At 47.4% G+C, this 12675-nt stretch carries 13 protein-coding genes; all 13 read right to left on the bottom strand.

Annotation, left to right across the window (positions count from 1 at the left end):
* Positions 1–51: 51 nt before the first annotated feature.
* Positions 52–1311 carry an RIP metalloprotease RseP gene (gene rseP / locus J7E21_RS03910; RefSeq protein WP_215104933.1) on the bottom strand — a complete coding sequence of 420 codons (1260 nt, stop codon included), beginning with the start codon at positions 1309–1311 and terminating at the stop codon, positions 52–54.
* A 43-nt stretch (positions 1312–1354) separates the two neighbouring features.
* The gene (gene dxr / locus J7E21_RS03905; RefSeq protein WP_215104931.1) at positions 1355–2497 is read right to left on the bottom strand and encodes a 1-deoxy-D-xylulose-5-phosphate reductoisomerase; all 1143 of its coding nucleotides are present in this window, start codon (positions 2495–2497) and stop codon (positions 1355–1357) included.
* Between the two features lie 18 nt (positions 2498–2515).
* On the bottom strand, positions 2516–3307 hold the full coding sequence (locus tag J7E21_RS03900) for a phosphatidate cytidylyltransferase (RefSeq protein ID WP_215104929.1): 792 nt from the start codon (positions 3305–3307) through the stop codon (positions 2516–2518).
* Positions 3304–4098, bottom strand: coding sequence for an undecaprenyl pyrophosphate synthase (locus tag J7E21_RS03895; RefSeq protein ID WP_215104928.1), 795 nt, complete (start codon positions 4096–4098; stop codon positions 3304–3306). The genes J7E21_RS03900 and J7E21_RS03895 overlap by 4 nt, the downstream gene beginning before the upstream one ends.
* A gap of 152 nt (positions 4099–4250) precedes the next feature.
* Positions 4251–4808, bottom strand: coding sequence for a ribosome recycling factor (gene frr, locus J7E21_RS03890; protein ID WP_215104927.1), 558 nt, complete (start codon positions 4806–4808; stop codon positions 4251–4253).
* On the bottom strand, positions 4808–5533 hold the full coding sequence (pyrH, locus tag J7E21_RS03885; RefSeq protein WP_215104926.1) for a UMP kinase: 726 nt from the start codon (positions 5531–5533) through the stop codon (positions 4808–4810). The genes frr and pyrH overlap by 1 nt, the downstream gene beginning before the upstream one ends.
* A 79-nt stretch (positions 5534–5612) precedes the next feature.
* Positions 5613–6497: a translation elongation factor Ts gene (gene tsf, locus J7E21_RS03880; RefSeq protein WP_215104925.1), complete on the bottom strand. Its 885-nt coding sequence runs from the start codon at positions 6495–6497 to the stop codon at positions 5613–5615.
* Positions 6498–6585: 88 nt separating this feature from the next.
* On the bottom strand, positions 6586–7302 hold the full coding sequence (rpsB, locus tag J7E21_RS03875) for a 30S ribosomal protein S2 (RefSeq protein ID WP_215104924.1): 717 nt from the start codon (positions 7300–7302) through the stop codon (positions 6586–6588).
* Positions 7303–7563: 261 nt separating this feature from the next.
* Complete coding sequence (gene codY / locus J7E21_RS03870) at positions 7564–8343, bottom strand: GTP-sensing pleiotropic transcriptional regulator CodY (protein ID WP_215104921.1); 780 nt, start codon at positions 8341–8343, stop codon at positions 7564–7566.
* Positions 8344–8438: 95 nt separating this feature from the next.
* On the bottom strand, positions 8439–9830 hold the full coding sequence (gene hslU / locus J7E21_RS03865; RefSeq protein ID WP_251047831.1) for an ATP-dependent protease ATPase subunit HslU: 1392 nt from the start codon (positions 9828–9830) through the stop codon (positions 8439–8441).
* Positions 9831–9835: 5 nt separating this feature from the next.
* Positions 9836–10381 (bottom strand): ATP-dependent protease subunit HslV, encoded by a 546-nt coding sequence (gene hslV / locus J7E21_RS03860; protein ID WP_215104917.1) that lies wholly within the window; start codon positions 10379–10381, stop codon positions 9836–9838.
* A 16-nt stretch (positions 10382–10397) separates the two neighbouring features.
* On the bottom strand, positions 10398–11291 hold the full coding sequence (gene xerC, locus J7E21_RS03855) for a tyrosine recombinase XerC (protein ID WP_215104915.1): 894 nt from the start codon (positions 11289–11291) through the stop codon (positions 10398–10400).
* A gap of 69 nt (positions 11292–11360) precedes the next feature.
* A complete protein-coding gene (trmFO, locus tag J7E21_RS03850; RefSeq protein ID WP_215104913.1) occupies positions 11361–12671 on the bottom strand; it encodes an FADH(2)-oxidizing methylenetetrahydrofolate--tRNA-(uracil(54)-C(5))-methyltransferase TrmFO in 1311 nt (436 codons plus the stop codon).
* Positions 12672–12675 lie beyond the last annotated feature (4 nt).

The raw sequence follows: 12675 nt of genomic DNA, 5'->3' as shown, positions 1-12675 counted from the left end.
ATCTCTATGTAGCAGAGAAAGGAAAGCGGAATGCCGCTTTCCTTTCTCCCGTTAAAAGAAAAATCGCTGGATATCATTCCAGGTGACGACGATCATCAGAAGCATCAAGAGCATGATGCCGACAAAGTGGACCATGCCTTCTTTTTGCTTGTCGACTGGCTTGCCGCGCAGTGCTTCAAGGACGAAGAACATCAACCGTCCGCCATCCAATGCAGGAAGGGGCAGGAGATTCATGATCCCTAAATTGATGCTGAGCATGCCAGCCCAGCTCATTAGCGTGAAAATGCCGTATTGGGCGACTTCTTCTGTCGTTTTGTAAATACCGACTGGTCCTGACAGGGCATCAATCGTAAATTGTCCTGTTACCAGCATACCAAGCAGCCGGAAAATCTCTTTAAACCAGAACACGGTTTGTTCAGCTCCATAGGCGAAAGACCCGAAAAAGTCTTTTTCTACAGGGCTTTGATACAAGACGCCGATCACCCCTACTTGCTCCGCTGTCTGGTCGGACAGCTCTGGTGTAATCGTGAAGTCCAGTGGTTCTCCCCCTCGATCAACTTGGAAATCTAGCGCAGTGCCGGCATTTCCTTGAACCGACTCGACCAGCTCATCCCAGCTATTGATCGGTTGCCCTTCAATTTCAGTGACCAAATCGCCATCTTGCATACCGGCTTGTTCAGCCGGACTGTTTTCCGTCACTTCTGATATGACCGGTTCAAATGTCGGAACCCCTTGCATCATGCCGATTGCAGTGAAAATAAAGAATGCCAGAATGAAATTGAAAAGAGGTCCGGCAAAAATCGTCATAAACCGGTTCGGCAAATTTTTCGCGTCAAACGTCCGATCATACGGTGCAAGAATCGTTTCGCGCCCGTTTTCTTCCACGACCGCATCGCGCGCTACTTTGATGTTCACTAATTTCTCGTCTTCGTCATAGCCTTTAATGTATAGCTCTTTTTCGAGGTCTGCTTGTTCCACTTCCAGAAATAAAATGTCCGGATAAACATGCTTTTGGTTGAGGATGACTTTTTTTGCGAGTCCTTCTTCATTCAGCAGCAAACCGATACGATGCCCAGCCTGTAGATGGATGGCATCCATTTCTTCTCCTGCCATTCGGACATAACCGCCGATTGGCAGCAACCTTATCGTATAAAGCGTCTCGCCTCTGGTAATGCCCAATATTTTAGGCCCCATCCCAATAGCGAATTCACGAACGAGAATCCCGGCCCGCTTAGCGAACAGGAAGTGGCCCAGCTCGTGGAAAAACACTAACGCGCCGAAAATGATTATGAACGCCAATACTGTCTCCATTTTGAACCCATCCTTCATAAACCTATTCGGTTTTAATCTGTCGCTATTTTAGCATGTTTTCCACGGTTTTTCTCGTTTGGGAATCCACCGCGAGAATTGTCTCAAGATCAGGGGAGGCAATTGCCGTGTGGACTTCCATCGCCCGCTCGATAAATTCTTCGATCTGCAAAAATCCGATTTCCCGGTTTAGGAACATCGCCACGGCCTGTTCATTGGCCGCATTCAAAACGGTCGTCATCGTGCCGCCTTCGCGCCCTGCATCAAATGCTAACTTTAAGGCACGGAAACGTTCATAATCCATGTCACGGAAATTCAATTGCGCGATTTCCGCCAAATTCAAGCGTTTTGCGTTTGCGCGTGAAAGCCGGTCCGGATAAGACAGCGCATATTGGATCGGTACCCGCATATCAGGTGTCCCGAGCTGTGCCATAACGCTGGTATCCTGAAATTCCACCATCGAATGGATGATGCTCTCCCGGTGCAATAAGACATTGATATCGTCATAAGCAAAATCGAACAACACATGTGCTTCAATCACTTCCAGCCCTTTGTTGAGCATCGTCGCCGAATCGATGGTGATTTTAGCTCCCATCGACCAGTTGGGGTGATTGAGTGCATCTTCCACCGTGACATTTTTCAGTTCATCGCGCGTTTTGTCGCGGAAACTGCCCCCGGAAGCGGTTAAAATCAAACGGCTCGCCTGCTCGAGTTTCTCGCCGTTCAGCGCTTGGAACAATGCCGAATGTTCGCTATCGACCGGCAAAATGTCCGCTCCGAATTGTTTGGCGCTTTGCATAACCAAATGTCCTGCCGTCACCAAAGTTTCTTTATTCGCGATAGCGATGGTGCGGCCCAGTTTAATCGCTGCTAAAGTAGGCTCGAGTCCGACACTGCCAATAACTGCATTGACCAATACATCTGCGTCGTACGTCGCCACGTCGTTCAAGCCTTTATGACCGTAGACAAATTGCGTCTTCGGAAACTCTTTTTGCAATTGCTGCGCGTCTTCAGCTAACTGCACACAGACGATTTCAGGACGGAATTCGTGAATAAGCCGCCGTGTAATTTCCATATTTTTACCGGACGATAACCCGATCAACGAAAACGCTTCCGGATGTTCCCGGATGATATCCGCTGTTTGAACGCCGATCGAGCCGGTCGCTCCAAGCAAAATGATTTTTTTCATCAATGAAACAATCCTCTCTTAAATGAAATGAAGAAAATGCAATAATGGCATGACAAAAAGGATGCTGTCAAAACGGTCCAGTATGCCGCCGTGTCCAGGCAAAATCTTCCCGGAATCTTTTACGTTGAAATGGCGCTTAAGCGCTGATTCCACTAAATCACCCAATTGCCCAAAGATCGATGCGGCAATGGCGACAATGATGACGACAAACATAGGCTGCTCCATCCCTGCAAAATAAGCGAATATGATTGCGATGCCCACTGCCCAAACAATGCCGCCGACAAATCCTTCGATTGTTTTGTTCGGCGAAATTTCGGGCCATAGTTTGCGTTTCCCGATTTTCCGGCCCGTGAAATACGCCCCGGAATCAGTGAACCAAACGACCAGCAACGCAAATATCAAAACAGCAAGACCCGATTCACGCGTTTCGATCAAATAATAAAACCCGAGCCCGACATAAAGAGAACCAAGTATAGCGAATGCGGCATCGTCAAAAGTAAAACTGTTTTTGACGACGACAGTATGTATAAGCAATAAAATGACCGCCATAAAGGCGAATTCCACTTTAGCATAGCCGGTCCATTCAAATACTTGCTGCGACAATTCCCCAGGAAGCATGAATGCATATAACGCCAACAGAGAAATAAGACCGGGCACACTCATGAGGCTCCGGCCTTTCATCTTCAGCAGTTCTTGAAAACCGATTGTTGCAAGGACGTACACCATTACCATGAATGGGATGCCGCCAATAATGACAAATGGAATAAATAAAGCTGCTGCTATCGCTCCCGTGATGATACGCTGCTTCAATTCGCTTCTTCCCCCTTCAACCCACCGTATCGCCGATTGCGCTTCTGGTAAACTTCAAATGCTTCCAGCAAACAATCTTCATTGAAATCCGGCCATAACGTGTCGGTAAACCAAAATTCTGTATAAGCAAGCTGCCATAACATGAAGTTGCTCAACCGTACCTCTCCGCTCGTGCGAATCAAGAGATCCGGTTCCGGCAAACCTTTAGTCATCAGACGGTTCGTGATCATTTCTTCCGAAATATCCCCAGGCTCCAACTCTCCCGCTTTGACTAAAGAAGCCAAATTCTTCACTGCGTCGACAATTTCCGCACGGCTTCCATAATTCAATGCAAAATTTAAAACCAACCCAGTATTATGCTTGGTCGCTTCTTTTGCTTTTTGAACCGCTTGTATCGTGTGGGCAGGCAGATCATCCACATAGCCCATCATCTCCACACGAACATTTTCTTCAATCAGTTCGGGCAAGAAGCTGGATAAAAACTCTTCCGGCAAGCGCATGAGAAAGTCGACTTCCATTTTTGGCCGCTTCCAGTTTTCTGTTGAAAATGCATATAGTGTCAGCACATCAACGCCCAAATGGCTTGAGAGCTTTGTGATTTTGCGGACCGTCTTCATTCCTTCATGATGGCCTGCAACTCTCGGCATTGAGCGTTTTTTTGCCCAGCGCCCATTGCCGTCCATGATGATCGCCACGTGGGAAGGCACAGCCGCACCAGCTACCGCCATAGCACGCTCTCCGTATTCCACGGTGATCGGCTCTATATTTCGCTTTAATAGTTTATTGAACATAATTAATCCTCCACCTGTAACCAATCGGAATGTCTATTGCTTATCATATCAAAAAAACGTACATTGTGCGTGAACTTTCCAGGCACTTCCGAAATTTCGACATGAAAAAAGCGTCCTGTAAAACAGGACGCCTTAGAACAGATGAAGTTCGCTTAAACTGCCATAATCTCTGTTTCTTTATCTTTGACCATGTCATCAATCTTCGTGATATGAGAGTTGGTCATGTCTTGCACATCATCCGAGTATCCGCGCAGATCATCAACTGTGATCTCGCTTTTCTTCTCGAGTTTTTTCAGATCATCATTGGCGTCGCGACGAATGTTACGGATTATAACTTTCGCTTCTTCCGCTTCTTTCTTCACTTGCTTGACCAAATCTTTGCGGCGTTCTTCCGTCAAAGCCGGAACCGCAAGGCGGATGACATTCCCGTCGCTAGAAGGGCTAAGGCCTAGATCTGATTTTTGGATCGCTTTTTCGATTTCAACCAACACCGTTTTGTCGTATGGCTGAATCATGATCAAACGTGCTTCCGGTACCGAAATGCCGGCGACTTGGTTGATCGGTGTTGGAGCTCCATAATACTCGACCGTAATTTTGTCGAGCAGTGAAGGCGTTGCTCGCCCTGCACGGATAGCAGCCAAATCACGCGAGAACGCTTGAATGGCATTGCTCATTTTCGTTTTCGTGTCATTCATAATAGTTTTTGGCATTATATTGTTCTCCTCACTACTGTTCCGATTTTTTCGCCTAGAACAGCTCGTTTTATGTTTCCTTTTTCCATTATAGAGAATACTACGAGTGGAATATCATTGTCCATACATAATGTGGAAGCGGTCGAGTCCATCACTTGAAGCCCTTGCTGGATGACATCAAAGTAGGAAAGTTCATCGTACTTGACCGCATCAGCATCGGTTTTCGGATCAGCAGAATAGACGCCGTCCACATTGTTCTTCGCCATCAAGATGACGTCTGCCTCGATTTCAGCTGCACGCAAAGCGGCTGTCGTATCCGTCGAGAAATAAGGATTGCCTGTTCCAGCAGAGAAAATAACGACGCGTTTCTTCTCCAGATGACGAATCGCTCTTCGGCGGATATACGGTTCAGCGACTTGGCGCATTTCAATCGAAGACAATACGCGTGTTTCCACGTCTTGCTTCTCGAGCGAATCCTGCAAAGCAAGTGAGTTCATGACCGTCGCGAGCATTCCCATATAATCTGCCGTTGCGCGGTCCATGCCCATTTCTGAGCCGACTTTGCCTCTCCAAATATTTCCTCCACCAACAACTACCGCGACTTCTACGCCAAGCTCGACAATTTCCTTCACTTGGGCTGCGACAGATTTGATAATGTCAGGGGAAAGACCGAATCCTTGTCCGCCTGCCATCGCTTCTCCACTTAATTTTAGTACAATGCGTTTGTATTTTGGAACACTCATCGGTACCCTCCGTTACACGTTTATTGAAAAACAGGGAACACAACATTGTGTTCCCTGGATAATTCATATAAAAGTTAGATTATTTTTTGTTAACTTGGCTCATAACTTCATCAGCGAAATTGTCTTCGCGCTTTTCGATGCCTTCGCCAACTTCGTAACGGATAAACTCTTTTACAGTTCCGCCAACAGATGCAGCGAATTCGCGGACTTTCTGGTCAGAGTTCTTAACGAAAGCTTGGTCAAGCAAGCAGACGTCTTCAAAGTATTTCCCAAGGCGGCCTTCAACCATTTTTTCAACGATTTTTTCTGGCTTGCCTTCGTTTAACGCTTGCTCAGTCAAGACTTTGCGCTCGCGCTCTACTTCATCAGCAGACACTTCGTCGCGTGACACGTATTGCGGGTTAAGTGCAGCGATGTGCATTGCGATATCGCGTGCAGAACCTGAATCTGCAGAACCTTCAAGAAGAACTAGAACACCGATACGGCCGCCCATATGCAAGTATGGACCGAAAGCGTCGCTGTCTGATTTCGTGCGAATTTCGTAACGGCGCAATGTGATTTTTTCGCCGATTTTTGCGATCGCATTTGAAATGTGATCCGCAACAGTCAAACCGTTGGACATCGTTGAAGCGTTCGCTTCTTCGACTGATGCTGGTTTAGTCGTAAGCAAGTGCTCGCCTATTTCTTTTACCAAAGTTTGGAAACCTTCGTTTTTAGCAACAAAATCCGTTTCAGCGTTAACTTCGTAGATTACTGCTTCGTTGCCTTCAACAAGAATCGAAGTGATTCCTTCTGCCGCAATGCGATCCGCTTTTTTAGATGCGCTAGCCAATCCTTTTTCGCGTAGGAAATCTAGAGCTTCTTCCATGTTGCCATCAGTTTCTACCAATGCTTTTTTGCAATCCATCATACCTGCGCCTGTTTTTTCGCGCAATTCTTTAACCATCTGGGCTGTTACTGCCATGATTAAATTCCTCCTTCAGCTTGTTTGTGTTTTCTCAAAAAAAGGTGATAAGTGGGGTTGGCCGCTTATCACCTTTAGTCATTGCGAATTACTCAGCAGTTTCTGCTGCAGCTTCTTCGTCTTCTTCCGGCTTAGACTCAAGAAGAGCATCTGCCATTTTGCCAGTCAATAGTTTGACCGCACGGATAGCATCATCGTTTGCAGGAATTACGTAATCGATTTCGTCCGGATCGCAGTTTGTATCAACGATACCTACGATTGGGATGTTCAATTTCATAGCTTCTGCTACTGCGATGCGCTCTTTACGAGGGTCGACTACGAACATTACGTCCGGCAGACCTTTCATGTCACGGATACCGCCTAGGAATTTATCCAAGCGTTCGTGTTGTTTTTTCAATTGAACTACTTCTTTCTTCGGAAGAACTTCGAAAGTGCCGTCTTCTTCCATGCGCTCGATCTGTTTCATGCGGTTAACACGTTTTTGGATCGTGCCGAAGTTAGTAAGTGTCCCACCCAACCAGCGTTGGTTGATGTAGTAGTTGCCAGAACGTTCTGCTTCTTCTTTGATCGCGTCCTGAGCTTGTTTTTTTGTTCCTACGAACAAAACTTTTCCGCCTTCTTCGCCCACTTGTTTCATGAACTTATAAGCTTCCTCAAGTTTGCGGACCGTCTTTTGAAGGTCGATGATGTAGATGCCGTTACGTTCCACGAAAATATATTTCTTCATTTTCGGGTTCCAGCGGCGAGTCTGGTGGCCAAAGTGTACACCAGCTTCAAGCAATTGTTTCATTGAGATTACTGCCATGATGTGTTTCCTCCTAATAGGTTTTTGTTTGCCTCCGCACTCTTCTCCTCTGAACCGTTACCATAAAGGCACCTGCGGGACAGATCGGAATGCGTGTGTATTTAACACCATTTGAAATTATACCACGCATACACGATAGCCTGCAACTGATTTTCGCAAAAAATTGCTTTACCCACCAAAAAAATGCACAAGCGCAAAGCTGCCGCATCAATAAAAAAAGCTGCCCCAGGACTAATTAGTAGTCCGGGGCAGCATGAGCCATTAATTCATTTTCAATTGCTCAAGTTCTGCAAGGAATTTCGTATTCAATACTTTGATATACGTTCCTTTCATACCAAGTGAACGAGACTCGATGACGCCAGCACTCTCCAACTTACGGAGTGCATTGACGATGACCGAACGTGTGATGCCTACGCGGTCCGCAATTTTTGAAGCGACGAGCAAACCTTCGTTGCCGTCGAGCTCTTCAAAAATATGTTCGATCGCTTCAAGTTCGCTGTATGATAGCGAGCTGATTGCCATTTGAACAACCGCTTTGCTGCGTGCTTCTTCTTCGATGCGGTCACCTTTTTCACGGAGGATTTCCATGCCGACAACAGTTGCGCCATATTCCCCAAGAATCAAGTCATCATCGCCGAATTGCTCGTTGACGCGTCCAAGCAACAATGTGCCAAGGCGCTCACCGCCGCCGATAATCGGCACGATTGTGGTCAAGCCGTTTTTGAACAGCTCGCGTTCTTCCACAGGGAAGATCGTGTGCTCGCTGTTGACATCCATGTTAGCGGATGTTTCTGTGACATTTGAGAGGTTTTGTGTATATTCAAGCGGGAATTGGCGTTCTTCGAGCATGTTTTTCATACGCTCGTTTTCGATCTTCTGGTTGATAGCATAGCCAAGTACTTTCCCTTTGCGGCTGACGACGAAGACATTCGCTTCGATGACTTCGCTCAATGTTTCAGCCATATCCTTAAAATTGACCGGCTTTCCGGCTGCTGCTTGCAGCATAGAGTTAATTCGTCTTGTTTTTCCTAATAAATTCATTATGATGAACCTCCTACATGATTCGTACGTATTTCGCACCGTTTATTCAATATTCTAAAGGTTTTTACACTTCATTGATACCTATACGCCTTGCTTTACAGAATAAATTGTGACAAATCTTTGTTCTTCGCCACATTTTCAAGCTTTTCATTGACGTATTGAGGCGTGATATCAATTTGGGTTGGAGAAATCTCCGAAGCTTCAAATGACAAGTCCTCCAGTAACCGTTCCAATATTGTATGAAGTCGGCGAGCGCCGATATTATCCGTCTGTTGATTTACTTCATAAGCAATTTCCGCAAGTCTGACGATTGACGCATCAGTAAAGTGTACCATAACTCCCTCAGTTTCGAGAAGTGCTTTGTACTGGTTGAGCAAAGAATGTTTTGGTTCAGTTAGAATTTTTACGAAATCATCGACTTCTAGCTTGGTCAACTCGACACGGATCGGGAAGCGCCCCTGCAGTTCAGGGATCAGATCCGATGGTTTCGACATATGGAAAGCTCCCGCTGCGACAAACAACACATAGTCCGTTTTCACGGCGCCGTATTTTGTCGCAACGGTCGAGCCTTCAACGATCGGCAAAATGTCGCGTTGAACGCCTTCTCTGGATACGTCCGCAGAAGAAGTGGAGCTTTTGCTAGCGATCTTGTCCATTTCGTCGATGAAAATGATGCCGTGCTGTTCAGCCCGCCGAATCGCTTCCGTTGAAATTTCTTCGCTGTCGACAAGCTTTTCCGATTCTTCTGCCGTCAACACGCGGCGCGCATCTTTCACTTGCATCTTGCGCTTTTTCTTTTTCTTCGGCATCAATGAAGACAAAGCATCTTGCATGTTCTCACCCATTTGTTCCATTCCCGATCCTTGAAAAGCGTCAAACATCGAAGCGGTGTTTTCCGTCACTTCCACCGTCACCCATTCCTCCTCGAGTTTGCCGGTTTTCAGGTCGCCTGCGATTTCGCGGCGCTTGACGCGCACTTCTACTTCGGCTGTCGGGTCTTCCTCTTCTTGTTCCTGCTTCTGCCCAAACAGCATTTCAAGCGGGTTTTGGGGATTTTGCTTTTTCTTAAGAGACGGGGCCAGTAGCTTGACGATGCGGTCATTTGCTGCCGCTGCTGCGCGCACTTTCACCGCTTCGTATTTTTCTTCTTTGACGATGCGGACGGACGCTTCTACCAAATCGCGGACCATCGACTCCACGTCCCGCCCGACATAACCCACTTCCGTAAACTTTGTCGCTTCGACTTTGATGAACGGTGCGCCGGTCAGTTTGGCAATGCGCCGTGCGATTTCTGTTTTCCCGACACCCGTCGGACCGATCATCAAAATGTTTTTCGGAATGACTTCGTCCTGCATTTCTTCATTCAGCCGGCTGCGCCGGTAACGGTTGCGGAGCGCAATGGCAATCGAGCGCTTGGCGTCTTTTTGACCGACGATAAACCGGTCAAGGTGATCGGTTATCTGCCGGGGAGTCAAATCGTTCTGCATTTTCATTAAGACAACTCCTCCATAATGATTTGATGATTTGTATAGACACAAATATCTGCAGCGGTTTCAAGAGCAGACTGGGCGATTTCTCCAGCGGTCATCTGGTCGCCGGCATATTTCTTCAATGCTCTTCCTGCCGCGAGCGCGTAATTGCCGCCGGAACCGATTGCAAGGATGCCGTCATCCGGTTCGATGACTTCGCCTGTTCCTGAGACGAGCAGCAATTCGTCTTTGTTCATGACGATGAGCATCGCCTCGAGCTGGCGCAGCATTTTGTCGCCGCGCCATTGCTTGGCGAGTTCAACTGAAGCCCGTTGAAGGTTGCCGTTGAATTCTGTCAGTTTGCCTTCGAACATTTCAAATAGCGTAAACGCATCGGCTACCGAACCGGCGAACCCGGTCAACACTTCGTTATTGTAAAGCCTGCGTACTTTTTTTGCGGTATGTTTCATGACAACGGCATTGCCGAATGTCACTTGCCCATCGCCCGCCATCGCTGATTTGCCTTTATGCTTTACTGCAAAAATCGTGGTGGCATGAAATTCCTGCATGGTGTAGTTCTCCTCTCTAGGCCCTAGGATGGGCTTTTAAATACGTATTGCGTAAATGGTCTTTCGTCACGTGCGTGTATACTTGCGTGGAACTGAGGTGCGCATGGCCGAGCAATTCCTGCACGGTGCGCATATCGGCGCCGTTATTCAATAAATGAGTAGCAAATGTATGGCGAATCATATGCGGATAGATCGACGAATTGAGCGATGCTTTCTTCATGCACTCATTCAAAATGTGGCGAACGCCTCGGTCCGTGACCCCTTCTCCACGGCTATTGACGAACAGCATATTATGTTCTTTAGACTTCATCAATCTAGGACGGGCTTGGTCGATATAAAGTTCCAAGGCATCATGTGCAAACTGGCCATATGGAATATAGCGTTCTTTTCGGCCTTTTCCAAGCACTTTGACGATGTGCATATGACGATCCAGGTCTTTCATTTGAATGGACACGCATTCGCTGACACGCATGCCGGTCGCATACAATATTTCTAGGAGCGCACGGTTTCTAAGAGACAGAGAATCTTCTCCGACTAGTGAAGCAAACAGCTGTTCCAACTCTTCTTCGTAGAAAAACTGCGGCAGCCGCTCTTCTTTCTTCGGATGGTAAAGCGAGCGGAAAGCCGCTTCGCTCAAGCCGAACTCGCGGTTGCCGTAACGGAAAAACGAGCGGATCGCTGAAATCTTCCTGGAAATCGACGTCCTGGACAACTCTGCGGTATATAATTTCGTTACGTAATTGCGGGCATGCAAGTATTCCACTTCATGCAGATCGGATACACTTTCTTCTTCCAAAAACAGAAAAAAACCCTCCAGATCCTGACGGTACTGGTGGACAGTGTGCGTGGAATAATTTTTTTCCAACTGGATATAAGTCATGAACGATTCGAGCATCTGTTCTTTAATCATCTGGCATGCCGCCTTTCAGGCAATTGAAAAAGCCTCTAAAGTATACCAATACTTAGAGGCTTTTTTCAATTAAACCGTCACTGAATTCATATAATTTTGAATTGATTCAAGCGCGCGGTTCGCATGGCGCTCAGCACGCTCTTGCTTTGACCTGATGCGCACGCCAAGGTCCGGGAACAACCCGAAATTGATGTTCATCGGCTGGAAGTTCTTGCTGTCCGCTTCTGTAATATAGCGGGCCATGCTGCCAAGCGCCGTCTCGGCAGGCAAGACGACCGGCTCTTCTCCGAGCGCAAGTTTCGCAGCGTTGATGCCTGCGAGCAAGCCGCTTCCTGCAGATTCAACATAACCTTCGACGCCGGTCATTTGCCCGGCGAAGAAAATGTTCGGATCGGCCTTCAATTGATAGGTCGACTTCAAGACGTTCGGCGAGTTGATGAACGTATTTCGATGCATAACACCATAGCGGACAATCTCCACATTTTCCAAGCCTGGAATGAGCCGCAGCACTTCTTTTTGCGCTCCCCATTTCAGATGGGTCTGGAATCCGACGATATTGTACAGCGTTCCGGCTGCATCGTCTTGACGCAGTTGCACGACAGCGTAAGGGCGCTCGCCAGTTTTCGGGTCTTCCAAACCGACTGGCTTCATCGGCCCGAACGTCAAGGTTTTATCGCCTCTCGCAGCCATCACTTCAACCGGCATGCAGCCTTCGAAATAGATTTCCTTTTCGAATTCCTTGAGCGGCACGACTTCCGCTTCGACTAATGCCGTATGGAAACGTTTGAACTCTTCTTCTGTCATCGGACAGTTCAAGTAGGCGGCTTCGCCTTTATCATAGCGAGATTTCAAATAGACTTTTTCCATATCGATACTGTCTTTTTCGATGATTGGTGCTGCCGCATCGTAGAAATAAAGATACTCTTCCCCGGTGAGCATACGGATTTTCTCGGCAAGCGCCGGTGAAGTTAATGGTCCTGTCGCAATGATGGTGATGCCTTCTGGAATTTCCGTCACTTCTTCGTTGATCACTTCAACGAGCGGGTGGTTGCGGACGTTTTCCGTTACTGTGCCGGCAAATTCGTGGCGGTCAACCGCCAGAGCGCCACCCGCAGGGACCGATGCTTTGTCCGCTGCATCAATGATGACGGAATCGAGCTTGCGCATTTCTTCTTTGATGACGCCGACTGCATTGGTCAAGGAATTGGCGCGCAGCGAGTTGCTGCATACAAGTTCCGCAAATTTATCCGTGTGATGCGCTGGAGTTTGTTTGACCGGACGCATTTCATAAAGCCTTACATTGACGCCGCGCTTGGCGATCTGCCATGCTGCTTCACTTCCTGCAAGTCCGGCACCGATTACATTCACAATTTTTGTCATTACT

It is taken from the genome of Planococcus sp. ISL-109 (genome assembly GCF_018613655.1).
GTDB lineage: Bacteria > Bacillota > Bacilli > Bacillales_A > Planococcaceae > Planococcus.
Note: the sequence above shows the minus strand (reverse complement) of the source record. Positions and strands in the feature narration are given on the sequence as shown.

Coding starts and splice junctions, on each gene's coding strand:
- rseP (WP_215104933.1), bottom strand. CDS start 1,311: ATGGAGACAGTATTGGCGTTCATAATCATTTTCGGCGCGTTAGTGTTT.
- dxr (WP_215104931.1), bottom strand. CDS start 2,497: ATGAAAAAAATCATTTTGCTTGGAGCGACCGGCTCGATCGGCGTTCAA.
- J7E21_RS03895 (WP_215104928.1), bottom strand. CDS start 4,098: ATGTTCAATAAACTATTAAAGCGAAATATAGAGCCGATCACCGTGGAA.
- frr (WP_215104927.1), bottom strand. CDS start 4,808: ATGCCAAAAACTATTATGAATGACACGAAAACGAAAATGAGCAATGCC.
- pyrH (WP_215104926.1), bottom strand. CDS start 5,533: ATGAGTGTTCCAAAATACAAACGCATTGTACTAAAATTAAGTGGAGAA.
- tsf (WP_215104925.1), bottom strand. CDS start 6,497: ATGGCAGTAACAGCCCAGATGGTTAAAGAATTGCGCGAAAAAACAGGC.
- rpsB (WP_215104924.1), bottom strand. CDS start 7,302: ATGGCAGTAATCTCAATGAAACAATTGCTTGAAGCTGGTGTACACTTT.
- codY (WP_215104921.1), bottom strand. CDS start 8,343: ATGAATTTATTAGGAAAAACAAGACGAATTAACTCTATGCTGCAAGCA.
- hslU (WP_251047831.1), bottom strand. CDS start 9,830: ATGCAGAACGATTTGACTCCCCGGCAGATAACCGATCACCTTGACCGG.
- hslV (WP_215104917.1), bottom strand. CDS start 10,381: ATGCAGGAATTTCATGCCACCACGATTTTTGCAGTAAAGCATAAAGGC.
- xerC (WP_215104915.1), bottom strand. CDS start 11,291: ATGATTAAAGAACAGATGCTCGAATCGTTCATGACTTATATCCAGTTG.
- trmFO (WP_215104913.1), bottom strand. CDS start 12,671: ATGACAAAAATTGTGAATGTAATCGGTGCCGGACTTGCAGGAAGTGAA.